This is a genomic window from Asanoa sp. NPDC050611, from assembly GCF_040654855.1.
GTDB lineage: Bacteria > Actinomycetota > Actinomycetes > Mycobacteriales > Micromonosporaceae > Asanoa.
This window is the reverse complement of sequence record NZ_JBFAIU010000086.1, coordinates 1-24,047: the sequence shown is the minus strand read 5'-3', so window position 1 is coordinate 24,047 and position 24,047 is coordinate 1. Positions and strand designations below refer to the sequence as shown.

General features: G+C 71.8%; 21 protein-coding genes and 1 pseudogene. 9 read left to right on the top strand and 13 right to left on the bottom strand.

Going from position 1 to position 24,047, the window contains the following annotated elements; translation table 11 throughout:
* Window positions 1–212, bottom strand: a 212-nt coding sequence (locus AB0H87_RS16085) for a hypothetical protein (protein WP_360145140.1), incomplete at its 3' end; no start/stop codon positions are given.
* A 145-nt stretch (window positions 213–357) separates the two neighbouring features.
* Between AB0H87_RS16085 and AB0H87_RS16080 the strand changes: the two genes are divergently transcribed.
* Both AB0H87_RS16080 and AB0H87_RS16075 read left to right on the top strand, forming a co-directional pair.
* Window positions 358–2,145 (top strand): DUF1800 domain-containing protein, encoded by a 1,788-nt coding sequence (locus AB0H87_RS16080; RefSeq protein WP_360145137.1) that lies wholly within the window; start codon window positions 358–360, stop codon window positions 2,143–2,145.
* 4 nt (window positions 2,146–2,149) lie between these two features.
* Window positions 2,150–3,493, top strand: a complete 1,344-nt coding sequence (locus AB0H87_RS16075) for a DUF1501 domain-containing protein (RefSeq protein ID WP_360145134.1) — start codon at window positions 2,150–2,152, stop codon at window positions 3,491–3,493.
* Here the strand turns inward: AB0H87_RS16075 and AB0H87_RS16070 are convergent.
* The 7 genes from AB0H87_RS16070 to lysX all read right to left on the bottom strand — a co-directional run bounded on the left by AB0H87_RS16070 (window position 3,490) and on the right by lysX (window position 11,931).
* Window positions 3,490–4,323 (bottom strand): alpha/beta hydrolase, encoded by an 834-nt coding sequence (locus AB0H87_RS16070; protein ID WP_360145131.1) that lies wholly within the window; start codon window positions 4,321–4,323, stop codon window positions 3,490–3,492. The genes AB0H87_RS16075 and AB0H87_RS16070 overlap by 4 nt on opposite strands.
* A 124-nt stretch (window positions 4,324–4,447) precedes the next feature.
* The gene (locus tag AB0H87_RS16065) at window positions 4,448–4,939 is read right to left on the bottom strand and encodes an alpha/beta fold hydrolase (RefSeq protein ID WP_360145128.1); all 492 of its coding nucleotides are present in this window, start codon (window positions 4,937–4,939) and stop codon (window positions 4,448–4,450) included.
* Between the two features lie 26 nt (window positions 4,940–4,965).
* Window positions 4,966–5,751 (bottom strand): inositol monophosphatase family protein, encoded by a 786-nt coding sequence (locus tag AB0H87_RS16060; RefSeq protein ID WP_360145125.1) that lies wholly within the window; start codon window positions 5,749–5,751, stop codon window positions 4,966–4,968.
* Window positions 5,748–6,410 carry a DedA family protein gene (locus AB0H87_RS16055; RefSeq protein WP_360145122.1) on the bottom strand — a complete coding sequence of 221 codons (663 nt, stop codon included), beginning with the start codon at window positions 6,408–6,410 and terminating at the stop codon, window positions 5,748–5,750. Before AB0H87_RS16055 ends, AB0H87_RS16060 begins: the two co-directional genes overlap by 4 nt.
* A gap of 65 nt (window positions 6,411–6,475) precedes the next feature.
* Window positions 6,476–7,909, bottom strand: coding sequence for an FAD-binding oxidoreductase (locus AB0H87_RS16050; protein WP_360145119.1), 1,434 nt, complete (start codon window positions 7,907–7,909; stop codon window positions 6,476–6,478).
* A gap of 27 nt (window positions 7,910–7,936) precedes the next feature.
* Window positions 7,937–8,572, bottom strand: a complete 636-nt coding sequence (locus AB0H87_RS16045; protein WP_360145116.1) for a DUF998 domain-containing protein — start codon at window positions 8,570–8,572, stop codon at window positions 7,937–7,939.
* Window positions 8,569–11,931 carry a bifunctional lysylphosphatidylglycerol synthetase/lysine--tRNA ligase LysX gene (gene lysX / locus AB0H87_RS16040; protein ID WP_360145113.1) on the bottom strand — a complete coding sequence of 1,121 codons (3,363 nt, stop codon included), beginning with the start codon at window positions 11,929–11,931 and terminating at the stop codon, window positions 8,569–8,571. Before lysX ends, AB0H87_RS16045 begins: the two co-directional genes overlap by 4 nt.
* A gap of 108 nt (window positions 11,932–12,039) precedes the next feature.
* Here lysX and AB0H87_RS16035 point away from each other — a divergent pair, with 108 nt between their 5' ends.
* From AB0H87_RS16035 to rocD, 6 genes are all read left to right on the top strand, one after another.
* On the top strand, window positions 12,040–12,849 hold the full coding sequence (locus AB0H87_RS16035) for a hypothetical protein (RefSeq protein ID WP_360145110.1): 810 nt from the start codon (window positions 12,040–12,042) through the stop codon (window positions 12,847–12,849).
* A gap of 45 nt (window positions 12,850–12,894) precedes the next feature.
* Window positions 12,895–14,049 (top strand): glutamate--cysteine ligase, encoded by a 1,155-nt coding sequence (locus AB0H87_RS16030; RefSeq protein WP_360145107.1) that lies wholly within the window; start codon window positions 12,895–12,897, stop codon window positions 14,047–14,049.
* On the top strand, window positions 14,042–15,418 hold the full coding sequence (locus tag AB0H87_RS16025) for an FAD-dependent oxidoreductase (RefSeq protein ID WP_360145104.1): 1,377 nt from the start codon (window positions 14,042–14,044) through the stop codon (window positions 15,416–15,418). The genes AB0H87_RS16030 and AB0H87_RS16025 overlap by 8 nt, the downstream gene beginning before the upstream one ends.
* Before the next feature lie 58 nt (window positions 15,419–15,476).
* Window positions 15,477–16,268 carry a thrombospondin gene (locus AB0H87_RS16020; protein WP_360145101.1) on the top strand — a complete coding sequence of 264 codons (792 nt, stop codon included), beginning with the start codon at window positions 15,477–15,479 and terminating at the stop codon, window positions 16,266–16,268.
* Window positions 16,269–16,497: 229 nt separating this feature from the next.
* Window positions 16,498–17,346, top strand: coding sequence for a dimethylargininase (gene ddaH, locus AB0H87_RS16015; protein WP_360145098.1), 849 nt, complete (start codon window positions 16,498–16,500; stop codon window positions 17,344–17,346).
* A complete protein-coding gene (gene rocD / locus AB0H87_RS16010; RefSeq protein WP_360145095.1) occupies window positions 17,343–18,557 on the top strand; it encodes an ornithine--oxo-acid transaminase in 1,215 nt (404 codons plus the stop codon). The genes ddaH and rocD overlap by 4 nt, the downstream gene beginning before the upstream one ends.
* Before the next feature lie 214 nt (window positions 18,558–18,771).
* Here the strand turns inward: rocD and AB0H87_RS16005 are convergent, their stop codons facing one another.
* Genes AB0H87_RS16005 through AB0H87_RS15995 form a run of 3 tightly spaced genes read right to left on the bottom strand, consistent with a single transcriptional unit; the run spans window position 18,772 to window position 21,282 of the window.
* Window positions 18,772–19,878, bottom strand: coding sequence for an FHA domain-containing protein (locus AB0H87_RS16005; protein ID WP_360145092.1), 1,107 nt, complete (start codon window positions 19,876–19,878; stop codon window positions 18,772–18,774).
* Window positions 19,875–20,168: a 4a-hydroxytetrahydrobiopterin dehydratase gene (locus AB0H87_RS16000; RefSeq protein WP_360145089.1), complete on the bottom strand. Its 294-nt coding sequence runs from the start codon at window positions 20,166–20,168 to the stop codon at window positions 19,875–19,877. The genes AB0H87_RS16005 and AB0H87_RS16000 overlap by 4 nt, the downstream gene beginning before the upstream one ends.
* 52 nt (window positions 20,169–20,220) lie before the next feature.
* On the bottom strand, window positions 20,221–21,282 hold the full coding sequence (locus AB0H87_RS15995; RefSeq protein ID WP_360145086.1) for a cation diffusion facilitator family transporter: 1,062 nt from the start codon (window positions 21,280–21,282) through the stop codon (window positions 20,221–20,223).
* Window positions 21,283–21,396: 114 nt separating this feature from the next.
* Between AB0H87_RS15995 and AB0H87_RS15990 the strand changes: the two genes are divergently transcribed.
* Window positions 21,397–22,170, top strand: a complete 774-nt coding sequence (locus AB0H87_RS15990) for a hypothetical protein (protein WP_360145083.1) — start codon at window positions 21,397–21,399, stop codon at window positions 22,168–22,170.
* A 52-nt stretch (window positions 22,171–22,222) separates the two neighbouring features.
* On the opposite strand, the gene AB0H87_RS15985 is transcribed toward AB0H87_RS15990, so the two are convergent.
* Both AB0H87_RS15985 and AB0H87_RS15980 read right to left on the bottom strand, forming a co-directional pair.
* Window positions 22,223–23,224, bottom strand: coding sequence for an acyl-CoA desaturase (locus tag AB0H87_RS15985; protein ID WP_360145080.1), 1,002 nt, complete (start codon window positions 23,222–23,224; stop codon window positions 22,223–22,225).
* A 75-nt stretch (window positions 23,225–23,299) separates the two neighbouring features.
* A pseudogene (locus AB0H87_RS15980) lies at window positions 23,300–24,047 on the bottom strand (hypothetical protein); the annotation flags it as partial.

The window sequence follows — 24,047 nt, the reverse complement described above, 5'->3', positions numbered from 1 at the left end:
CGGCGGCGCTGGGCTCGCGCGCGCAGCGTGGCGCCGCGGGCCATGGCGTCGGCGCGGTGGTGCCGGCCCGGTGCGAGGGCGCCCAGGGTTGCGGCGACCAGCAGGGCGGCGGCGAGCGCGGCGGCCAGGAACGCCCACGGCGACCCGGAGTCGCTGGCGTCGACCAGGGCGAACAGCAGCGCCCCGGTGAGCGTGGAGATGACCAGCCGCACGACGTCCAGTCAACCACTCGGCCGCAAGCCGGCGACGATCTTTAGGGGTGGCTTAACAAACGACCGCTCGCGTTGAGGCGGGCCCTCACCCGCATCTATGGTCCGGGCTGGATCCGTCGGTGTATCGACAGCAAGGGGTGGGGGGATGGCGCAACGGCGTGCCGCGTCGCGGCACCGGGCCCCTGATCCGCTGGTGCCCAAGGTCGCCCGGCTGGCCAGGGCCAGCGAGCCGACCCTGCTCAAGCTCGTCCGCAACCGGCGGCAGGTGCTGATCGGCGCCGGTGCCGCGGTGGTGGCGACCGGTGCCGTGGGCTCGGCGGCCGCCGTGATGGGCGGTGGCGGGGGCATCTCCGCCGCGCTCGGCGACAGCGCCACCTCGACCCGCTCCCCTCGCGACGCCGGCGCGTTCGCCGACCGGGACGCCAGTTACACGCAGTCGCTCGGCGACTCCATCGACCTCGGCGCCGCCGGCCTGGCCGACACCGCCGGTGCCGCCGCCGCGGCCGCCGCGAAGGCCAAGCCGACCAATCCCAACCTGCTCAGCCGGGACCCGATCCTGCACATGCTGCGCCGCACGACGTTCGGGCCGACCCGGGCGCTCGTCGACGCCGCCACGAAGACCGGTATCGACGGTTGGCTGGAGCAGCAGCTCAACCCGGGCAAGGTCGACGACGCGGTGTCGGCCAAGGCGCTGGCCGCGTTCCCGACGGTCGCGATGAGCACCGCGCAGATCCGGCGCACGGTCAAGGAGGGCGACTTCCTCGCGCAGTTCGAGCTGGGCCAGGCGACCATCGCGCGGCAGATGTGGAGCAACCGCCAGCTGCTCGAGGTGATGGTGGACTTCTGGTCCAACCACCTCAACGTGACCAACCCGTTCGACGGCGGGTGGGACGTGCGGACGTCGTACGACAACGACGTGATCCGCAAGCACGCGCTCGGCAAGTTCGTCGACATGCTCAAGGCCAGCGCCCGGCACCCGGCCATGTTGCGCTATCTCGACAACGCGGCGTCGGACCGGCGGTCGGTCAACGAGAACTACGGGCGCGAGCTGCTGGAGCTGCACACCGTCGGCATCGACGGCGGCTACAACGAGAAGGACGTGCGCAACAGCGCGTACATCCTGACGGGTCGGACCGTGACCAACGAGGGCGAGTTCCGGTACGAGTCCGACCGGCACTGGGTCGACCCGGTCAAGGTGCTCGGCTTCAAGGACAAGAACCCGTCGCGGTCCAAGGGCCTGCAGGTCGGCGAGAAGTATCTGTCCTATCTGGCCACTCACCCGGCGACCGCCAAGAACATCGCGCGCAAGCTGGCCGTGCGGTTCGTCTGTGACGCGCCGCCGAACGGGCTCGTGCAGCGGCTGGCCGACACCTACCTCGAGAACGGCACCGCGATCGCGCCCGTGCTGCGGGTGCTGTTCCGCTCGCAGGAGTTCTGGATCGCGACCGGCATGAAGACCCGGCGGCCGCTGGAGAACTTCGTGGCGACCGCGCGGGCGCTGGGCATCGCCCCGGGATCCGACGTCCGGGCCGGTGTCGAGGGCCTCTACTTCATGACGCAGCGGTTCGGCCACGCGCCGATGGCGTGGGTGCCGCCGAACGGCTACCCGGACGTCGCGGCCGCCTGGCGGTCGGCGCACGCCACGCTCTCCCTCTGGAACGCGCACCGCGCTTTGATCGGCGGCTACGAGCGCGGCCTGTCGTACCCGAAGGTCGAAGGCCTGGTCGGCAAGCGGCCCGGCACCACCGGCCCGTACCTCGACAGCCTGGCGGCCCGGTTGGTCTTCCAACCCGTCGCCGCGTCGCACCGCAAGGCACTGCTGTCCTTCCTGTCGGCGAAGGACAACACGGCGGTACGCAACGGTAGCCTGGGCGGGAAGATCGAGTACCTGGCGCCGTTGCTGTTCGACTCCATCTACCACGCGTTGCGGTGAGGCCATGACTGTCGCTGATGGACCGCTCACGCCGGACGAGTTGGCCCGGCGCGGCCCCAACCTGCCCGAGGCGGCCATCCGGGTGCAGGCCGAGGCGGTCGCCGCCGACCTGCAGGCCCAGCGCGAACAGTGGCGCAAGGGCTTCACCCGGCGGCGGGTGCTGGCCGGCGCCGGCGCGGTCGGCGTGGCCAGCCTCGCCAACCAGGTGGTCACCACGCGGGTCGCGTTCGGCGCGCCGTCGAACACCAACCGCACGCTGGTCGTCGTCTTTCTGCGCGGCGGCATGGACGGCCTGTCCGTGGTCGTGCCGCGCGGCGACCGCAACTACCTCAACGCCCGCCGCGACATCGCGGTGCAGCCCGGCGCGCTGCTCGCCGGCGACGACCGGTTCGGCCTGCATCCTGGGCTGGCGCCGCTGGTGCCGTTCTGGGAGAAGGGCCAGATGGCCGCGGTGCACGCGGTCGCCTCGCCCGACGCCAGCCGGTCGCATTTCCAGGCACAGGACTGTCTGGAGCGCGGTGCCGCGTCCACCGCCGTCCACACTGGATTCCTCGACCGCGTGCTGGAACAGCTCGGCCCCGGCACGACGTTCCGCGCGGTCGCCGAGGGTTCGGCGCTGCCGCGGTCGCTGGTCGGCGGCCAGAGCAAGCTGGTGCTGCAGGGCATCCGCGAGTTCGACCTGCGGGGCGGCGGCGGCATGCGGGAGAAGACGCTGACGGCGCTCAAGGCGCTCTACACCGGCGTCGGCGACCACCCGCTGGGCGGCCAGGCGGCCGAGACGCTGAAGTCCATCTCGACCGCCCGCAAGATCTCGCAGACCGACTACCAGTCCACCGCGCAGTGGCCCGGCGGCGGCTTCGCCGACCAGCTCAAGGACGTGGCCCGCCTCATCAAGGCGAAGGTCGGCCTGCGGGTCGCCGCCGTCGACATCGGCGGCTGGGACATGCACACGAACATCGGCGGCCCGGACGGCGGCGACATGCGCAACCGCCTCAACGAGCTGGCCGGCGCGCTGGGCGCGTTCGCCACGGACCTCGGTTCGGCGCTCGACAACACGTCGATCGTCACGATGAGCGAGTTCGGCCGGCGGGTCGAGGCCAACGGCAACTCGGGCACCGACCACGGCCACGGCGGCCTCATGCTGCTGCTGGGCGGCGGCATGAACGGCGGCCGCGTGCACGGCCGCTGGCCGGGCCTGTCGGCCGGTGCCCTCGACCAGGGCGACCTGGCGGGCGCCAACGACTACCGCGACGTGTTGACGGAACTCCTCGGCGCCCGCATGGGCGTGCGGGACTGGAAGAAGATCTTCCCCGGGTACGCGGCGAAGAAGATCGGCATCTTCCGTTAGCTGCGCAGGAACGCCATAAGGTCGGCGTGGAACTCGTCCTTCAGCGTGCTGGTGAGGCCGTGCGGCGCGCCCGGGTAGACCTTGAGGTCGGCGTTGTCCACGATGTTGACCGCCTTGCGGGCCGAGTCGTCGATCGGCACGATCTGGTCGTCGTCACCGTGGATGAACATCGTGGGCACGTCGATGGCCTCGAGGTCCATCGTCAGGTCGGTCTCGGAGAACGCCTGGATGCAGTCGTACGTGCCCTTGAGGCCGCAGGTCATGGACTGCTGCCAGAACTGGTCGCGCAGGCCCTGTGAGACGTGGGACCCCTTGCGGTTGGCGCCGTAGAACGGTGCGGACAGGTCTTCGTAGAACTGGGACCGGTCGGCCGCCAGCCCGTCGCGAAGCTGGTCGAAGACCTCCTTGGGCAGCCCTTCGGGGTTCTTCGACGACTTGATCATCACCGGCGGGATCGCGCCGACGAGCATCATCTTCGAGACCCGCGAGGTGCCGTGCCGGCCGACGTACCGGGTGATCTCACCGCCGCCGGTGGAATGCCCGACCAGCACCGCGTCGTGCAGGTCCAGCGTGTCGATCACGGCCGCGAGATCATCGGCGTACGAGTCGAGGTCGTTGCCCTCCCAGGGCTGGCTGGACCGCCCGCCACCGCGCCGGTCGTGCGCGATGCCGCGGAACCCGTTCTCGGCGACCATCATCATCGCGTCGTCCCACGCGTCGGCCGTCAAGGGCCAGCCGTGGCTGAACACGACCGGCTGCCCGTTGCTGTCGCCCCAGTCCTTGAAGAAGATCTCGTTGTTGTCCTTGGTCGAAACATGTCCGGTGGTCATGGATTCTCCCCGTGAAATGACACCTTTCCACCGACGCTAGGTGCCCGCACGATGGGCTGCGGCCGTTCCCACGATCCGTGGGCGCCGCCACGTCGCGCCTGTGACGAGTGATCCTGCCGTGGTCCTAGAGCCGCGCGACGAGCCGCTCTCCTTCGGGCCACGGCCCGAACCCGGTGGCACTGTCGAGATGCCCGACGTCACCGGCGTCGACGAGCTCGGCACCCCAGTCGGCGGCAAGCGCCCGGAAACCCGGCATGGTGGTGTACGGATCGTTGCGACTGGCGACGAGAATCGACGGAAACGGCAACGGCGCCCGCGGCACGACTATCCGATCAGGAGGGACCTCCGGCGGTGTGACCAGCAGCGCACCGCGGATGGGCCCGGTGTGCCGCGCGGCCCAGAGCGCGACGGTCAAGCACCCCGCGCTGTGCGCGACGAGGACCGCCGGGGTGTCGTCGGCCCGCACGGCCGCCGCGAGGGCCGCGACCCGCTCGTCGGGGAGGTAGGGCGGCCCGGGCGGCTCGGGCGCCCACGAGAAGCCGGCACGTTCGGCGAACCGCCGCATCCAATGACCCGGCAACGGCACACCCCGCCCGGGCACAAGCAGATACCGCATGGAGGGAACCTTATGCCCGTCCATGATCAGGGCTGCTTGCGCACCATCCGCAGGAGGGTTTCGTGAGTGGCGGGGTCGGCCGCGACGATCAGGCCGCCCGGGCCGCTGTCCAAAGGGCCGCCGTCCAGGCCTGTGACGACGCAGCCGGCGGCCGCGCAGATGGCCAGGCCCGCCGCGAAGTGGACGCTGTCCCGTCTGTCGCCGTCGGTCACGTAAGCCGCCCGGCGGCCCGCCGCCACCCAGGTCACCGCCAGCGTGGTCGAGAGGACCCGGGGGCCGAACTCCGACTGGAACTCCGGGTCCGCGAGCAGCGACGTCGCCAGGAACGTCGCGGCGTTCGGGAACGGTGGGTCGAGGTTGACGTCGACCAGGCGGGACGACGCCGACGGCACCAGCGGGGCGTCCGTGCCGTCGCGGCGCACCCACGACGCCGTGCCGTCCGTCCAGAAGATCTCGCCCGACAGCGGGTCCGCGGCCGCCGCCACCGAAGCGTCGGCCGACCGCAGTGCCACGTTGACCGCGATCAGCGGTGACTGCACCGCGAAGTTCAGCGTGCCGCACAGCGGGTCCACCAGCCACACCCGCGACGCCGAGGCACCGCTGCGCCCGGATTCCTCGCCCACGAAGCCGTCGTCCGGACGGTGCGCCCGGAGGACCGCCAGGATCGCCTGCTCAGCCTCCAGGTCGGCCGTCGTCGCGAAGTCCCGGTCTGCCTTGGCGAAGTGGTCGACCGCGGTCCCGTAGTAACGCCGCACGACCGCGGCCCCCGCCGAGGCCGCCGCGACGGCCACCTCCGTGTCGCTCAGGATCATGAGCGGGATGCTAGCTCCTTGGCGCGATTGCGCTTGCGGATCTTCTTGCGGATCCAGAGCACCGCGCCGACCGCGACGAGCGCGTAGATCGCGTAGTCGAACCACTGGGCATACTGTTCGACCCGCTGCCAGTTGGAACCGAGCGCGAACCCGGCGCCGACGAACAGGGAGTTCCAGACCGCGCTGCCGAGCGTCGTGAACGCGACGAACCGGATCATCGGCATCTCGTTGGCGCCCGCCGGTATGGACACCAGGCTGCGCACCACCGGCACGCACCGTCCGAACAGGACAGCCGCGTTCTCATGCCGCTCGAACCACCTGTCGGCCTTCTCGAGGTCGTCCGTGTCGACCAGCGGGATCTTGTCGAGCCACCGTTTCAGGCGGTCCTCGCCCAGGCCGCGCCCGAGCCAGTAGAGGATCACGGCACCGACCACCGAACCCACCGTCGCCGAGAGGATGACCAGCGGCAGGCTCATCCGGCCCTGGTTGGCCAGAAAACCGCCCAGGGTCAGCACGATCTCGCTGGGGATGGGCGGCACCAGGTTCTCCAGCGCGACGAGCAGGCCGACGCCGACGGTGCCCAGGGAGTCGATCACCCCGGCCACCCAACCGGTCAGTCCGCCCAGATCGCTCGGGTCGCCTTGCGCGGCCAGCGCCATTCCTCAGCTCCTCACGGTTTGGGAAACAGCATTCCTACCCGAAGAAGCTGGAAACATTCTGATGATCAGCTGGCCGGCGTGATGTTGTTGTTCGCGCGGAACACGTTGTCCGGGTCGTACTTCGCCTTGATCTCGGCCAGCCGCCGCAGGTTGGCGCCGAACGCGCTGTCCACCGCGACGTCCGGCGGCTCGTCGGACCGGCCCGTGAAGTTCAGATACACGCCGTCGTCGCCGTGGCGCGCCGATTCCGCGAACGTCTCGCGTACCCACGCGATGTTGGCGTCGTTGTCAGCGGGGTCCGTCCAGTTGCCGTCGATCGAGAGCAGGAACGGCGACGAACGCTGCGCGAAGGCCGTCGCGTCCGGCGGCACCACCGCGATCGCGCCGCCCATGTGGAACAGGTTGACCAGCGTGAGCGGGCTGGGTCGACTCGCCGCCCGGGCCGCGACGAAGTCGATCGCCGCGTCACTCAGGGACGACAGATAACGCGACTTCCAGTACGCCTGCAGCGTGTTGCGCGGGAAGAACGCGTCGAAACCCTGCTGCATGGCCGTGTACGGCATCGGCTGCGACATGTCCAGCAGCGGCGTGCCCAACTCCCGCAGCGGCGACAGGATGTCCATGCCGGTCTCGGCGGCACCCGAGTAGACGCCGCCCACCACCACGCAGGCGCGGTTGTGCACGGCCTCCGGCAGCTCCGGGTCGGCGGGCATGGTGATCGTCAGGCAGCTCGCGGTGACCTCGTCCGGCGCGACCGACACGTAGTTCCGCCAGCCTCGCAAAACCTCCGGCGCTTCCTCGACCGGGTAGAACGTGCCCGCGAACGCGACCGTCGGCCCGACCTCCTCGAGCGCGAACGTGAACCAGGTGACCACGCCGAAGTTGCCACCGCCGCCGCGCAGCGCCCACAGCAGGTCGGTGTTCTCGGTCGACGAGGCGACCCGGACCTGACCGTCCGCGCCGACCACCTCGGCCGCCACGAGATGGTCGCAGGACAGCCCGTACTTCCGGCGCAGCCAGCCGTAGCCTCCGCCGAGGGTGAGCCCCGCGACGCCGGTGTCGGAGACCACGCCGCCCGGCGCGGCCAGCCCGTACGCCTGCGTCTCCCGGTCGACGTCGGCCCACACCGCGCCGCCCTGCACCCGCGCCAGCCGAGCGGCCGGGTCCACCTGCACCGCGTGCATCGGGGCCAGGTCGATCAGCAGGCAGCTGTCCGAGGCGGACAGACCGGCGATCGAGTGTCCGCCACCACGCACCGAGACGACCAGGCCGTTCTCGCGGGCGAAGTTCACCGCGTCGATCACGTCGGCCGTGCCGAAACAGCTGATCACCAGCGCCGGGTCGCCCGGGTGCATCGCGTTGAACACCTCGCGGACCCCGGCGAAGCCCGGGTCGTCCGGCGCCAGCACCGGGCAGTGCACCCGTCCCCGCAGCTCGTCGATGATCTCGTCGGTCAAGGTCGCCAGACCGCCCTGCACGGTCGTCGCGGTGATCGTCATCCCGTTCACCCCCCGAACCCGAATATTTTACGCATAACGTTCGCCGCCCAGGGCACGGTTCGCCGCGTAAACCAGCCACGCCGCCAAGGTCGCCAGCTCGACCCGCTGCCAGATCCCCTCGTGCGGGCCCTCCCGCACCAGCTCGACCAGCAGGCCCGCGTTGACCGCCAGGCTCGCCACGCTCAGCGCACCCGCCCAGGCGCGGCCGGCGCTGCCCAAGCGGCTGGCCGGCCAGAACGCCACCATCGAGCCGACCCCGCCGAGCGCGGCCGAGACCGAGGTCAGCGTGTGCGGGTCGAACGCGACGTCGGAGAGGTCCCCGGAGAGTTCGGTGCAGTCCGGGTCGATCGAGGGCGCGCAGGACAGCGCGGTCAGGCTGGCGTCGAAGACGGTCGCGAGCCCGAACACGCCCGCCCCGATCCAGGCCGCCCGCGCCTGCCGGCCGCCCAGCAGCATCCGGGCCGCCCCGACCAGCGCCAGTGACCCGGCGGCCAGGTCAGCGACCCGGAACAGCCGATGCCAGGGCTGATCGGTGGCGGCCAGGTCGCTGGCGAGCCCGGTGGTCAGGCCGAGCCGCGGGTTCAGCCACGGTGCGAGCAGCCACGAGCTGTAGAGCGCGGCGGAGCCGGCGAACGCGGCGGCGGGCCAGCGGGCCGGCCTCACGACGCCGCGCGGACGAGGGGGAACGGCAGCGTCTCACGGATCGACCGCCCGGTCAGCAGCATCACCAGGCGGTCCACGCCGATGCCGAGACCGCCGGTCGGCGGCATCGCGTACTCCAGCGCCTGCAGGAAGTCCTCGTCGAGCTCCATCGCCTCCGGGTCGCCGCCCGCCGCCAGCAGCGACTGCTCGGTGAGCCGCCGGCGCTGCTCGACCGGGTCGATCAGCTCCGAGTACGCGGTGCCCAGCTCGAAACCGAAGCCGACCAGGTCCCACCGCTCGGCCAGCCGCCCGTCGCGCCGGTGCTGCCTGGTCAGCGGCGACACCTCGGTCGGGAAGTCCTTGTAGAACGTCGGCAGGTCCGTCTTCGACTCGACCAGGTGCTCGTAGAGCTCGAGCAGCACGGCGCCCCGGTTCCATTTCGGGTCGTACGCGATCTCCGCCTTGTCGCAGTAGCGGCGCAGCGTGGCCACGTCGGTGTCCGCGTCGACGACCTCGCCGAGCGCGGTGGACACCGCCTCGTTGACGGTCCGCACCGGCCAGTCGCCCGAGATGTCCACCTCCTCGTCGGTGCCCGGCCGGCGCGCCACCGCCTGCCCGTACGCGGCGATCGCGGCCTCCTGGATCAGCTCCCGGGTCAGCCGCAGCATGGTGTCGTAGTCCCCGTAGGCCTGGTACGCCTCCAGCACCGTGAACTCCGGGTTGTGGCTGTAGTCCGCGCCCTCGTTGCGGAACGTGCGGCCCAGCTCGAAGACCCGCTCCACCCCACCGACCGCGAGGCGCTTGAGGAACAGCTCCGGGGCGATGCGCAGATACAGCTTCAGGTCGTACGCGTTGATGTGGGTGGTGAACGGCTTGGCGTTGGCCCCGCCGTGGATCCGCTGGAGGATCGGCGTCTCGACCTCGAGGTAGCGCCGGCCGACCAGTGACTCGCGCAGCGCGAAGATGGCGTTGCTGCGCGCCCGCAGCAGGTCCCGCGCGCGCGTGTTGGTGACCAGGTCGAGGTAGCGCTGCCGCACCCGCGCCTCCGGGTCGGCCAGGCCGCGGTGCTTGTCCGGCAGCGGCCGCAGGCACTTGGCGTTGAGCTGCCACGAGCTCGCGTCGATCGTCAGCTCGCCCGTCCGGGTGGTGATCACCTCGCCGGTCACGCCGACGTGGTCGCCGATGTCGATGGTGTCGTCCCAACCGTCGACCGCGGCCGGGCCGCTGAGCATGACCTGCAGGTCGCCGCTCCAGTCGCGGACCGTGGCGAACAGGATGCCGCCGTGGTCGCGCATCAGCATGACCCGGCCGGCCACGCCGACCGTGTCGCCGCTGCGCCGGTCCGGCGCCAGGTGGCGGTGCGCGGCCGCCACCTCGGCGCAGGTGTCGGTCCGGGGGTAGTTCACCGGGTACGGGTCGATGCCCGAGTCGATCAGCCGCTGCCGCTTGGCCAGCCGCACCCGCATCTGCTCGGGGGCCTTGTGGTCGATCGCGCCGGGTGCGGGCGGCGACTCGGCGGCGTCGATCTCCTCGGCCTCCCGGGCCCGCTCGGCCGCGTCCGGCGGCAGCGCGTCCAGCTGGGCGTCCGTGCTGCCCGGGATCGCCAGGAAGCCCTCGGCGATCGCCGACGAGAGCCCGACCCGGACCAGCTCGCGCCGCTCGCCGAAGCACAGGTAGCGCGGCTGCCAGACGGGGTGGTACTTGGCGTTGGACCGGTAGAGCGACTCGAGCTGCCACCAGCGGGAGAAGAACAGCAGCAGCTTGCGCCAGGCGCGCAGGATCGGGCCCGCGCCGATCCGGGCGCCCTCCTCGAACACCGCGCGGAACACGGCGAAGTTCAGCGAGACCCGGTCGACGCCGAGCCGGGGCGCGTTCTCCATGAGCTGCGCGACCATGAACTCCATCGCGCCGTTCTCCGCGTCGTGCGCGCGGCGCATCAGGTCGAGCGAGAGCCCGTGCGTGCCCCAGGGGCTGAACGAGATCATGGCCTTGACCTGGTTGCTCCTGTCGATCGCCTCGACCAGCACGCAGCGGGCGTCGGCCGGGTCGCCGAGCCGCCCGAGGGCCATCGAGAAGCCGCGCTCGCTCTCGGTGTCGCGCCAGGCCGTGGCCAGCCGCGACAGCTCCTTCATCTCCTCGTCGGGGATGTCGGCGTGCCGGCGGACGGTGGCCGTGTAGCCCGCCCGCTCGACCCGGTTGACGGCCTGGCGCACCGGGCGCATCTCACGACCGTCCAGGGTGAACTCGCGGGTCAACAGGATCGCCTCGTCACCGAGGTGGATGACCTTCAGACCCGTCCGGGCGTACGCGACGGCGCCTTCCTCGCTCGCGCCCATGACCGCCGGCGTCCACGCGTAGTAGCGCGCCTGTGCCAGCCAGGCGTCGATCGCCGGTCCCCACGCCTCCGGGTCGCCGACCGGGTCGCCGCTGGCCAGGCTCACCCCGTTGACCACGCGGTACGTGACCGCGGACTTGCCGGTCGGCGAGAAGATCGCTGACTTGTCGCGCCGGGTGGCGAAGTAGCCGAGGGAGTCCCGGTCGCCGTACTTGGCCAGCAGCGTGCGGATCTGCCGCTCGTCGCCGGCCCGCAGCTCGGCGTTGCGGCGCTGGGAGCGCAGCAGGGTGGCCAGCGCGGCGAAGACGGCCGCCGCCCCGAACAGGCCGAGCACGAAGCTGACCCAGCCGGGCGCGGCGCCGACCCGGGTGATGTCGAAGCTGAAGCCGCCGCCGAGGACGCGTTCGGTCGCGTACGCCGCCTGGTTGCCGGTGCCGGACAGGCTCCCGGGGAACGCGGCGACGAGGCTGAGCCCGAGTCCGATGCCGACGCCCAGCGTGCCGACGAAGACCAGCAGCGCCCGGCGGACGCTGCCCTTGGCCACGTGCGCGTAGAACTCCTTGCGGAACACGATCAGCGTCGCGAGCGCGAGCACGGACACCGCGAGCCCGCTCCACAGCAGCGCGAGGTCGCCGGAGCCCTGGTAGAGGTGGTTGCCCGCGTCGTCGACCAGTTCGGCGTCCGGCACGACCGAGACCACGATGCCGATGATCGTGTTGACCAGCACGCTCAGGCTGAAGTAGATGGTCAGCAGCCACCAGGCGACGCGCTTGCGGCGCAGGGTCGCGGTGGCGAGGACGGCCAGGAAGACGGCGTAGGCGACGTTGGCCGGGGCGGGGATGATCGCGGCGTCGATGGTCTCGCGGACGGGCTGAATGCCGGTGCGGAAGATGTGCCCGATCGCGGAGATGAACGAGACGAGCGCGACGATCCACATGATCATGCCGAAGATCCGTGGGACGTGACGGCCCCAGTGCAGGCCGCGGGGGCGCGCTATCGGCATCGCGGAGGCGGGCTCGGCGACCTCATCGACTGTCGTGGTCACGGCGCGACCCTCCCGGTGTCTGGCGGATCCCAACTTCGACGATAGGCAGCTACCTAGAATGATTCTCATAAAACGGACTTAAAAGACGGCGGGGAGGTGGGTACGCCGATGGGCAACTGGTTCGCGCAACGCATCGTCGAAAGTGGGCGCCTGCCGCTGTTCTGCTTCTTCGCGGGCTTCATCGTCACGTTCGCCTTCATCCGGTTCTCGGTCCGGATGATCCGGGCGAACGTGAAGTGGTGGCCGGGCAACGTCACCCCGGGCGGGCAGCACATCCACCACGTGGTGTTCGGGGTGATCTTCATGATCGTCGCGGGCGTCACGGGCTTCGCGCTCAACACGGACAACACGGCGGCCAACGCGGTGTTCGCCGGGCTGTTCGGGCTCGGCGCGGCCCTCGTACTCGACGAGTTCTCGCTGATCCTGCACCTGGACGACGTCTACTGGTCCGAGAAGGGGCGCACCTCGATCGACGCGGTGTTCATCGCGATCGCGTTCACCGGTCTGCTGCTGCTCGGTGTGCGGCCGATCGGCGTCGACAACATCACGGAGGCGCGCACCGCCGGCGAGTCGACGGTCACCGCCTGGCTCGTCGGCACGGTCGCGCTCGTGCTCAACTTCCTGCTCGCCGGCATCACGCTGATCAAGGGCAAGATCTGGACCGGGCTGATCGGACTGTTCATCCCGATCCTGATCCTGGTCGGCGCGATCCGCCTGGCCCGGCCGCACTCGCCCTGGGCCCGCTGGCGCTACCAGCGCGACAAACCTCGCGCCAGACGCAAGATGGCGCGCGCGATCGTCCGGGAGAGACGGATCCGCACGCCCATGATCGCCGGCAAGGACTGGGTGCAGAACATGATCGCCGGCCGCCCGGACACACCCGCGTCGGAGGATCGCTCGGACGTGGCGTCGTCTTGATCACCGCAGGCTTCGCGGAATGGAAGGCTGGGTAACGATGGTCGCATGTCGGACGTTGTGGACGAAGCCGCCGGCCCGGCGGACGAGCGGGACGTTGACCGCGCGTTGCTGACCGTCGGCGTCGAGGAGGAGTTCCTCCTGGTCGACCCGGCGACCGGCGCGGCCGCCGAGGCGGTCGACGCCGTGCTCGACGAAGTCCCGCCGGACCTGCGCGGCCAGGTGCAGCACGAGTTCCTCACCAGCCAGATCGAGATCGGCAGCCCGCCCGGCCTGCACCTGGAGGCGCTCGCGCACTCGCTGGGCATGCTGCGCTCCGGCCTGTCGGGCGCGGCCGAGCGGGCCGGCTTCCAGATGCTCGCGGTCGGCACGGGCCCCGCCGGACCGGACGGCGAACGCAGCCCGCGGATCTTCGACGACCCGCGGTTCCACCGGATGATCGAGCGGTACGGCAACATCTCCCCCGGCCCCGGCTACAACGGCATGCACGTGCACGTCGGCATCCCGGGGCCGGAGATCGGCGTCGAAGTGCTCAACCACCTGCGCCCCTGGCTGCCCGTGCTGCACGCGGCGACCGCGAACTCGCCGTTCTACAACGGACGCGACACGGGGTACGCGAGCTGGCGCTCGGTGCTCTGGAACCGCTGGCCGCCGGTCGGGCCGACACCGTGGCTGGAGTCGCACGCCCACTATCTCGCCATCGTCGACGAGCTGATCGGCACCGGCATGCTGCTCGACGAGGGCATGCTGTATTGGTACGCGCGGCTCTCGTCGCACCTGCCCACCGTCGAGATCCGGATCGGCGACGTCTGCCTGACCATCGACGACACGATCCTGATCGCCGCGCTGATCCGCGGGCTGGTCGCGGCGGCCCTGGAGGACATCGAGGCCGGCCGCCCGGCGCTGCCGATCGACCACCACGTGCTGGTCGCCGCGCACTGGCGGGCCGCGCACGACGGGCTCGAGGGGCTCGCCTGCGACCTGTTCGACGGCGGGAACCATCCGGCCTGGCAGCTGATCCGCCGGCTGTTCGACCGGGTCGGTCCCCACCTGGAGCGGCACGGCGACCTGGAGACCGTGAGCTACCTTCTGGGTCGGTTGCACACCCACGGCACCGGCGCCGCCCGGCAGCGCTCGGTCTTCACCCGCACCGGAGAGATGAGCCAGGTGATCGACTACCTCGCGGTCCAGACCCGTGGCTGAGCGCCTCGTGGTGATCGGTGGCGACGCCGCCGGCATGTCCGCCGCCTCGCAGGCCCGGCGCCGCCGCAGCGCCGACGACCTGTCCATCGTCGCCTTCGAGCGCGGGCGGTTCACGTCCTACTCGGCCTGCGGCATCCCGTACTGGGTCGGCGGCCTGGTCGACGACCGGGACGACCTGATCTCCCGGGCGCCGGCGGTGTTCCGCGACGACTACGACATCGACGTGCGCACCCGGCACGAGGTGGTCGACATCGACCTCGAGCGGCGCGAGGTCGTCGCCGTGGCGCTCGACGAGGGCCGGCGCGAGGTCCGGGAGCCCTTCGACCAGCTCGTGTACGCCATCGGCGCCGTGCCCGTGCAGCCACCCTGGGCGACGTCCGGGGTCAGCGGCGTGTTCGGGGTGCAGACCCTCGACGACGGCGACGCGCTGCACGCCTGGCTCGACCGCGAGCCGACGCCGAAGCGCGCGGTGGTGGTCGGCGGCGGCTACATCGGCGTCGAGATGGCCGAGGCGATGGTCAACCGCGGGCTCGCGGTGACGCTGGTCGAGCGCGGTCCACAGCCCATGTCGACGGTGGACCCCGACATGGGCGCGCTGGTCACCGACCGGCTCCGCGCGCTCGGCATCGACATCCGCACGGGGCTCGCGGTGACCGGGCTCGACCACAGCGACGGCGTGGTCACCGCGGTGCGCACCGACGACGAGCCGATCCCGGCGGACATCGTCGTGCTCGGGCTCGGGATCAAGCCCAACACCACGCTCGCCCGGACAGCCGGGTTGCCGCTGGGCCCGACCGGCGGCATCCGGGTCGACCTGCGGATGCGGGTCGTCGGCCGACCCGGCGTCTGGGCCGCCGGCGACTGCGTCGAGTCGGTGCACCGGGTGTCCGGCCAGCCGGTGCACCTGCCGCTGGGCACGCACGCCAACAAGCAGGGCCGGGTCGCGGGCATCAACATCGGCGGCGGGTACGCGACGTTCCCGGGCGTGATCGGCACGGCGGTGACCCGGGTCTGCGACCTCGAGGTGGCCCGCACCGGGCTGCTCTCGACCGAGGCCGACGCGGCGGGCTTCTCGTTCGTCACCGCCACTGTGGAGTCGACCAACCGGGCCGGATACTTCCCCGGTGCCGACTTCATGACGATCAAGCTGCTCGCCGAGCGGGGCACGGGCCGGCTGCTCGGCGCACAGATCGTGGGGCGGTCGGAGGCGGCGAAGCGGATCGACCCGCTCGCTGTGGCGCTGTGGAACAACATGACGGTCGAGGAGATGGTCGGCCTTGACCTGGGCTACGCACCGCCGTACGCCCCCGTCTGGGATCCGGTCCTGATCGCGGCCCGTAAGGCGGTCGACGCCCTCGGGGTGAAGTAGGCATGGATCTCGGCCACTTTGGGTAACGCGCCTCGGTAACCCTTGATGGAGGTGTGCTGTGGTCAAGATTCCGTCGTTCGCACGGCGCGAGGGAAGCGCCGATGTGGACGAGAACCGCGCCGCGAACGAGGAGACCGTGGTCCGGGACCGGGCCACCGACCGTCCAACCGTCGACCGGGTCGACGGTGCCGACCGCACCGAACGCATGGACCGGGTCGACGGTGTCGATGGCCGGGTCGACGGCACCGAGCGCGACCGGGCCGACCGCCCGACGCTCTGGGGTCGCTGGTCCGACCGTGACCGCGCCCGCGCGGGTGCCGCGCCGGCCGGGCGGGCCACGCCGGTCGCGCCGGTCGCGCCGGGCAGCCCGACGGCCCCGGTCCGCCCGACGTCCCCGGCCGGGCCCAACGCGCCGACCGCGGCCGAGCGCCGGCTCGCCGGCACCGACCTGGCCGACGACACGCGTCCGACCGGGCCCGTCACCGAGGACCGGCCGGAGCCGACCTCCGAGGTGGCGGTCGGGCCGCGCCCCCGGACCAGCGTGCTGGCGACGCTCAGCCTGATCCTTTCGGTCGCCGGTGCGTTCTTCGTCCTGTCCGGCGCCCTCGCCGGTTACGGCATCGTCCTCGGCGCGGTCGGCTTCCTGCTGGCGGTGTCCGCGTTCGCCGCGACCCGCAAGCGGCACGTGGCCGGCAAGCTCGACGCCACGCTCGGCCTGCTGATCGGCGGCGCCGCCGTGGTCGTCGGCATCCTCGCCTTCACCGGCACGTTCGCCTGGCCGAACACGGACGCCGACTGGGTGGAGCGCCTGCGCGGGTGGCTCGACTCACAGTTTGTGGACCGGTTCTGACGGGCAATTGATCTCGCGGAGCGGCACGGACAACCGTTCCGGCTAAACCTGGGAGACGTGGTTCACCGATCCCCTGGTTGCTTGGGGGGCAGCGATTCGCTGCCCCCCAAAAAGCTGTCCGGGGCACGCAACGAATGCGTGGTTGCCCCCGGCCAGCACGCAACGATCTTCTGCCAGACGCAATTCTTTCCCATGGCCCCCGTCCGACCTGCGCACATAGCGTTGCCGCATGACGTTGGACGCGGTCGGCGGCCGTCGCCGGTACCTCATGTGCCGGCCGACTCACTTCGCCGTGAGCTACAAGATCAACCCTTGGATGGACCCGACCGCGCCCTATGACACGGCGCTGGCGATAGAGCAGTGGACCCACCTGCGGCAGACGTTCGTCGACCTCGGCCACACCGTGGAGGAAATCGACCCGCTGCCCGGTTTGCCCGATATGGTGTTCGCCGCCAACGGTGCGACCGTCGTCGACGGGACCGTCCTCGCCGTCCAGTTCCGCGACCCGGAGCGCGCTGACGAGGGCCCGGCCTACCGGTCGTGGTTCGAGCGCGCCGGGTACGCCGTACACGAGGCGAAGTTCGTCAACGAGGGCGAAGGCGACCTGATGCTCGCGGGCGACGTGGTGCTGGCCGGCACCGGGTTCCGCACCACGCACCAGGCCCACGCGCGCGCCCAGGAGGTGCTCGGCCGGCCGGTGATCACCCTGCAGCTGGTCGACCCGCGCTTCTACCACCTCGACACCGCGCTGTGCGTCCTGGCCGGCTCCGACGGCGTCGGGCCGGCGAAGATCGCCTACCTGCCCGAAGCGTTCTCGCCGGGCTCGCAGGCCGTGCTTCGCCGGCTGTTCCCGGACGCGGTGATCGCGACCGTGGCCGACGCCGAGGTGCTGGGGCTCAACGCGGTCAGCGACGGGTCCACGGTGGTGCTGCCCGTGCAGGCCACGGGGCTGGCGGCGGCGCTGCGCGAGCGGGGATATCGCACAATCGGTGTAGACATGTCAGAACTACGTAAAGCGGGCGGCGGACCGAAGTGCTGCACGCTCGAACTGCGTCCGGGCGGAGGGGCCGACTCATGATTCTCGACGACGTGCTGCGTACGCCCGGAGCCATCCGCGACGCGGAACGCCACACCGCGCACAACTACCACCCGCTGCCGGTCGTGATCGCGACGGCCGAGGGCTCGTGGGTGACCGACATCGACGGCCGGCGCTACCTGGACTTCCTGGCCGGCTACTCGGCGCTCAACTTCGGCCACCGGCACCCCGCGCTGATCGCGGCGGCGCACGCCCAGCTCGACCGGGTCACGCTGACGAGCCGGGCGTTCGTGCACGACCAGTTCGCCGAGTTCTGCTCGGGCCTGGCCGCGCTGTGCGGCAAGGACCAGGTCCTGCCGATGAACACCGGCGCCGAGGCGGTCGAGACCGCGATCAAGCTGTCCCGCAAGTGGGGCTACCAGGTCAAGGGCGTGCCGGCCGACCGGGCCACGATCGTGGTGGCCGACGGCAACTTCCACGGCCGCACGACGACGATCATCTCGTTCTCGACGGACCCGGACGCGCACGACGACTTCGGGCCCTACACGCCGGGCTTCCGGATCGTCCCGTACGGCGACCTGGCCGCGATGGCGGACGCGATCGACGAGACGACGGTCGCGGTGCTGATCGAGCCGATCCAGGGCGAGCAGGGCGTCGTGGTGCCGCCGGACGGCTACCTGCCCGGCGTGCGCGCCCTGTGCACCGAGCGCAACGTGCTGTTCGTGGCCGACGAGATCCAGTCGGGCCTGGGCCGCACGGGCGACACGTTCGCCTGCGACCACGAGTCGGTGGTCCCGGACGTCTACGTCCTGGGCAAGGCTCTCGGCGGCGGCATCGTCCCGGTCTCGGCGATCGCCGCGAACGCGGACGTGCTCGGCGTGATAAAGCCTGGGCAGCACGGCTCGACGTTCGGCGGCAACCCGCTGGCCTGCGCGGTGGCGATCGAGGTCGTCAAGCTGCTGCAGACCGGCGAGTTCCAGGCCAAGGCCAAGGAACAGGGCGCCTACCTGCACGCGGGCCTGCGCGGCCTGATCGGCGAGGGCCTCCTGGCGGTCCGCGGCCGCGGCCTGTGGGCGGGCATCGACGTCGACCCGGCGCTGATGACAGGCCGCGAGGCCTGCGAGCGCCTGGCGGAGCGCGGAATACTGGCCAAGGACACCCACGGCTCCACGCTGCGCCTGGCCCCACCGCTGATCATCGACAAGGACGACATCGACGTCGCGGTAGCGGCCCTGCGCGCGATCCTGAAGTAAGCACGCGTCGCGTCCAGATACGCATCACCCACCGCATGGGGGTGATGCGTATTTGTATGCAGAGCAAACGCCAGGCGCCAACACGCTGTCGGCGTGCCGGCGGCGGGCTGCTTGTGCGCCGCGGACCTGGCAGGGACGGGCCCCCTGGGGCCCGGCCCGGTGTCCGGCGGGAGCAACGGTCGTGCCCCCGGCGGACCCGGGAAGGAAACCGCTCTTATCGGTCCAGGGCCCGCATCGTCGTCGTCGGCGCCTCGGCCATGACCGAGCTCGGGTTGACGACGCCGCCGGTGGTCCAGGTGCGCGATCGCGCCACCTGGACGCCGGGGTAGAGCTCGACCACGTCGCCCATGCCCAATGCCCGGGCCTGGGACTTCAGGGTGATCCGGTTGTCGTCGTCGATCGAGCCGCCCGGGCGCAGGCCCGTGCCGTTGGTGCTGACGTCCTGGACCACCAGGTCCGGACCGTGCAGCTCGAAGCGCACGTGGTTGCGGCTGATCCAGCGGCGGGCCTCGTCGGTCAGCCACTGGCCCAGCATCACGCCCCGGTCGGGTGCGCGGCCCACCATGATGGGCTGGTCGGCGGCGACCACGAAGCGTTGCCGGACGACGCCGCCGACGCGGGCCGACATGACCTCCACCCGCGGGCGTGGGCCGCCGTCGCCGAGGCGCTGCTCGTGCCGCGGGCAGGTCGGTGCGCCCGTGCGCAGCGAGGGGGGTGGCTGGCCGCCCGCGCGGCCCGCGGGCTTGGCGCCGTAGGCCGAGCAGCCCGGCTCCGGGCAGCGCCACAGGCGGGACAGCAGTTTCATGCCCACGGGTGACGGGTCGCCGGCGCTCGGTTGCGCGCCGCCGCCGACGCGGGCGATCAGGGTCGGGCCGCCGGGGCCGGACACGGGGGCGAGCAGGCGGCCCGGCTGGGCCAGCCAGCCGTAGCGCTGCCGCGCGCCGTCGAAGCGGTTGCGGCTCAGCACCGGCAGGCCGAGCAGCTCGGCGACCTCGAGCAGCCGGTCGCCCGGGTCGCGCAGCACCTCGATGCGGCCGTCGTCGGCCCAGCGGCGGACCACCATGCGCTCGTTGGAGGTCAGGTCCGCGTCGGAGATCAGCGCGCGGGGCGCGATCACGTAGACCGGGACGTTCTCCTCCTCGAGCTGGCGACCGAGCGCGTCGACCGCGATGCCGAGGCGGAGCAGCGTCGCCGGGCGGCCGCCGTCGAGGTCGACGAAGCGGCTGACCTCGGACAGGTCGACCACGGCGCGGGCCAGCGCCGGGTCGAGGCAGAGCCGGCTCTCGATCGCGTCGAGCACGCGCGAGATCTCGAACCTCATGCCGCTGCCCTGACGATCGTGTCGATGCGCCGGGCCAGGTCGATGTCCTTGCTGGTCACGCCGCCGGCGGAGTGGGTGCTCAGGGTGAACCGCAGGCGCCGCCAGCGGATGTCGATGTCGGGGTGGTGGTCGAGCTCCTCGGCCACCTCGGCGACGCGGTCGACCACCGCGATCGCGCCCGGGAAGCTGGCCAGCTCGGCGTCGCGGCTGATCCCCGAAGGGTCACCCGCCCAACCGTCGAGCCCGGCCAGCGCCGTCTGCAAGTCGTCGGCGCCCAACACCTCTGCCACGCACCAGACCATACCGCCCGCGCGCGTGGGTGCAATGCCCGTTACGAGCAGCTCACGGGCGGTGGTGATGCGCCACGACGGCATGGTGGTCGGCGCCGTTCGGGTCCGCGTGCACCAGCGCCGATCCGAGCCGGGGCACGGCGTGGAGCAGCCGATGTTCGGCCGCGACCGCGATGTCGTGCGCGGCGACCACGTCGAGTCGCGAGTCGACCACGATCTCGCACTCGGCGCGCAGCCGGTGCCCGATCCAGCGCAGCCGGGCGGTGCCGATGTCGAGCACGCCCGCGGTGCCGCGCAGCGTCGCCTCGACGGTGTCGAGCAGGGCGGGGTCGACGGCGTCCATCAGCCGCCGGTACACCTGCCGCGCGGCACCGGCGAGCACGACGAGGATCGCCGCGGTGATCAGCAGGCCGACCACCGGGTCCGCCCAGCGCCAGCCGAGCGCCAGGCCGCCGGCGCCGAGCAGGACACCGAGGGAGGTGAAGCCGTCGGTACGCGCGTGCAGCCCGTCGGCGACCAGTGCGGCCGAGCCGATCCGGCGCCCGACCCGGATCCGGTACCGGGCGACCGCCTCGTTGCCGAGGAACCCCAGCACGCCGGCGACCGCGACCGCGGGCAGGTGGTCGACGTCAGCGGGGTTGATCAGCCGCCGGATCGCCTCCACGGCCGCGACCACGGCCGACGCCGCGATGAACAGCACGATCACGATGCCGGCCAGGTCCTCGGCGCGCCCGTAGCCGTAGGTGTACCGCCGGTTCGGCGGCCGCCGCCCGACCACGAACGCGATGAACAGCGGCACGGCGGTCAGCGCGTCGGCCACGTTGTGCAGCGTGTCGCCGAGCAGCGCGACCGAGCCCGACCAGGCGACGACGACGGCCTGCAGCGCGGCGGTGACCGCGAGGACCGCTAGCGAGACCCAGACGGCGCGGATACCGGCCCGGCTGCTCTCCAACTCCCGGTCGACCTGGTCGGCGGTGTCGTGCGAGTGCGGGCGCAGGGCGTGCCGCACCCGGTGCCAGCGGCTTCGCGGCGGGTGGTCGTGGTGGTGGTGCTCGTGGTGGTGCTCGTCCGGCCCCGGTGCACCGTGGTGGCTCGTCACGTCCGGCTCGTGCATGGGCTCATCATCACCCGCCCGGGTCGTGGATTCGCGGCCGCCGACGAACTGTCCGTCGACGCTTGGCGCTTGATCGACGTTTGCCGCTGGGGTGGATCGGGCAACTTTGCCCGCATGCGACGACTAGCGACCTCCGGGCTCGGCGTGTTCGCCGCGCTCGCCATCGGGCTCGCCGGTTGCGGCAACACGACCGCACCAGGCGTGACGTCCACCCCCTCGGCCGGCGCCAGCGACGACGCCTCGGCGCCCAGTGCGGCGACCGCGGAGCTGACCGCGGCCGCGCAGAAGCTCAACGACGACACCGTCAAGGTCACCCTCGAGTCCGCGGCGGTGAACAGCACGGGCAACCTCGACCCGAAAGCCGACAAGGCCACGATGAGCCTGAAGATCGGCGCCAGCGGGAGCAACTCCTCGGTCGACCTGCGGTCGATCGGCGAGGACGCCTGGCTGCAGGCGACCGGCGTGCCCGGCGTCGAGCCCGGCAAGTGGCTGCACATCGACGGCGCGCGGCTGGCCGGCACGAGCTTCGACGCCCTGCCCGACGGTGACGCCGCCGGCGCCGGCAAGTTCGTCGAGCGGATGGCCGACGTGACCAAGTCCGGCGACGGCAGCTACCAGGGCACCATCGACCTGACCAAGGTCGCCGGCAGTGGCGTCTCCGTCGACGTGCTGGGCGGCAAGGGCAACTCCGTGCCGTTCACCGCGACCGTCGACGACCAGGGCCGGCTGTCGAAGCTGTCCCTCGACCTGACCTCCATCGACCCGCAGCTCGGCACGATGACCACGACGTACTCGGACTTCGGCACCCCGGTCACCGTGGCCCAGCCGCCGGCCGCGCAGGTGGTCGAGGCACCGGAGTCGTTGCTCCAGGCGCTGGGCGCCAAGTAGGCATTGCTCTCCCCCGGCCCGTACCCCCGCTCCGGCGGGGGTACGGGCTCTTTCAGTTCGCCACGCTGTCCATGTAACGCAGCGCCTGCCGGTACGAGTCGACCAGCCCGGTCCAGTGGTACGGGACGCCGCCCTCGGCGCAGTAGGCCCGCACGATCGGCGCCGCCCGGCGCAGGTTGGCCCGCGGCATGCTCGGGAACAGGTGGTGCTCGACCTGGTAGTTGAGGCCACCCAGGGCCACGTCGACCCACCGCCCGCCGAGCACGTTGCGCGAGGTGAGCACCTGCTTGCGCAGGAAGTCGAGCTCGTCCTCGGCGGTCAGCACCGGCATGCCCTTGTGGTTGGGCGCGAACGACATTCCCATGTAGACACCCCACAGCGCCTGGTGTACGGCCATGAAGGCGAGCGCCTTGCCGACCGGCAGCACGGCGAACACCAGGCTCAGGTAGCCGGCGGTGTGCAGGAGCAGCAGCAGCGCCTCGGCCTTGCGGTGCCGCATGGGCACGCCGAACAGCGCCTTGATGCTCGAGACGTGCAGGTTGAGCCCTTCCAGCGTCAGCAGCGGGAAGAACAGCTTGGCCTGGTTGCGGGCCATCCAGCGGCCGAACCCCGTGCGCTTGGCCGCCTGCTTCTCGGTCCAGACCAGCACGCCCTCACCGACGTCGGGATCGTGGTCCTCGTGGTTGGGGTTCGCGTGGTGCCGGTTGTGCTTGTCGATCCACCAGCCGAAACTGAGGCCGGTGGCGAGGTTGCCGGCGGTCAGCCCGGCGATCTCACTGGCCCTGCGGCTCCGGAACATCTGCCGGTGCCCGGCGTCGTGCCCGAGAAACGCGACCTGCGTGGTGGCGACGGCGAGCAGAGCGGCGACGGCAAGCGTCCACCACGAGTTGCCGACGAGGACGAAGGCCGCCCAGGCACCGGCGAACAGCAGGCCGGTCAGGCCGATCGTCACCGCGTACCGGCCGGGTCTGCGCCGCATGAGGCCGGCCCCGGCGATCTCGCGGGAGAGCTGGGCGAAGTCACTTCCGCGTCGTTCCTGGGCGATCACAGTCATGCCGTTCAGCCTCCCGGCCAGCGGCTTTGCGCTGAAGCCAGCGGCCCCCCGAACCCCTGGTGGTGCCAGCCCTACCTAGGTCATCCGGGCGAGGGCGCCGCGGAGCTTGCGTAGGTCGCGTATTCGGCGCTCGTAGGTCATGGCGACCAGGATCAGGACCAGGCCACCACCGGCGAGGTACGCCCAGCGCGGCAGCAGGTCCCACACCGCGAGTTCGTGCACGGTGAGCACGACCAGCGTCACTCCGCCGGCGACGACGGGCGCCCGCCAGCGGCGCTGTGCGCCGACCAGGACGACCACCATCGCACCCACGCCGAGGATGAGCCGCCGCTCGAGCTGACCGCCGGCGACGAGCACGGAGGCGAGACTCGGCAACAGCGCGGCGGCCAGCCCGGGCCCGAGGGCGAGCCAGCTGCCGAGCCGTGGGTCGCGCCGCAGGGCCAGGTAGCCGGCGACGAGGGCCAGCGCGGCCGCCGGCAGCGTGTACGCCTCCCGGAGCGCGACGTCTGCCGCGACCAGCAGGAGCCACCAGGCGAGCAGCTCACTCGCCGCGGCACCGGATCCGAGCCGCCAGCGCCTGGTCTGGGCCGGGAGTACCGCGCGGATGCCGAGCACCGCGCCCCAGATCGTGGCGACCGCCGCGGCGGTCCGGGCGTCGTCCCAGGCGAGCAGCAGCGCGGGGAGGACGGCGATATGGCCGAGCGCATCGACGGCGGGTCCCTCGGGGCCGGGCCTGCGGCGGCGGAGCAGGTAGCCCAGGGCCAGCGCGAAGGCGCCCACCGCCAGCACCGGGAAGGCGGCCCGGCGTAGGGGGAGGTCCGCC

Coding starts and splice junctions, on each gene's coding strand:
- rocD (WP_360145095.1), top strand. CDS start 17,343: ATGATTCTCGACGACGTGCTGCGTACGCCCGGAGCCATCCGCGACGCG.
- AB0H87_RS16070 (WP_360145131.1), bottom strand. CDS start 4,323: ATGACCACCGGACATGTTTCGACCAAGGACAACAACGAGATCTTCTTC.
- ddaH (WP_360145098.1), top strand. CDS start 16,498: ATGACGTTGGACGCGGTCGGCGGCCGTCGCCGGTACCTCATGTGCCGG.
- AB0H87_RS15985 (WP_360145080.1), bottom strand. CDS start 23,224: ATGACTGTGATCGCCCAGGAACGACGCGGAAGTGACTTCGCCCAGCTC.
- AB0H87_RS16050 (WP_360145119.1), bottom strand. CDS start 7,909: ATGACGATCACCGCGACGACCGTGCAGGGCGGTCTGGCGACCTTGACC.
- AB0H87_RS16080 (WP_360145137.1), top strand. CDS start 358: ATGGCGCAACGGCGTGCCGCGTCGCGGCACCGGGCCCCTGATCCGCTG.
- AB0H87_RS15990 (WP_360145083.1), top strand. CDS start 21,397: ATGCGACGACTAGCGACCTCCGGGCTCGGCGTGTTCGCCGCGCTCGCC.
- AB0H87_RS16035 (WP_360145110.1), top strand. CDS start 12,040: ATGGGCAACTGGTTCGCGCAACGCATCGTCGAAAGTGGGCGCCTGCCG.
- AB0H87_RS15995 (WP_360145086.1), bottom strand. CDS start 21,282: ATGCACGAGCCGGACGTGACGAGCCACCACGGTGCACCGGGGCCGGAC.
- AB0H87_RS16055 (WP_360145122.1), bottom strand. CDS start 6,410: ATGGCGCTGGCCGCGCAAGGCGACCCGAGCGATCTGGGCGGACTGACC.
- AB0H87_RS16060 (WP_360145125.1), bottom strand. CDS start 5,751: ATGATCCTGAGCGACACGGAGGTGGCCGTCGCGGCGGCCTCGGCGGGG.
- AB0H87_RS16065 (WP_360145128.1), bottom strand. CDS start 4,939: ATGCGGTATCTGCTTGTGCCCGGGCGGGGTGTGCCGTTGCCGGGTCAT.
- AB0H87_RS16005 (WP_360145092.1), bottom strand. CDS start 19,878: ATGAGGTTCGAGATCTCGCGCGTGCTCGACGCGATCGAGAGCCGGCTC.
- AB0H87_RS16075 (WP_360145134.1), top strand. CDS start 2,150: ATGACTGTCGCTGATGGACCGCTCACGCCGGACGAGTTGGCCCGGCGC.
- AB0H87_RS16030 (WP_360145107.1), top strand. CDS start 12,895: ATGTCGGACGTTGTGGACGAAGCCGCCGGCCCGGCGGACGAGCGGGAC.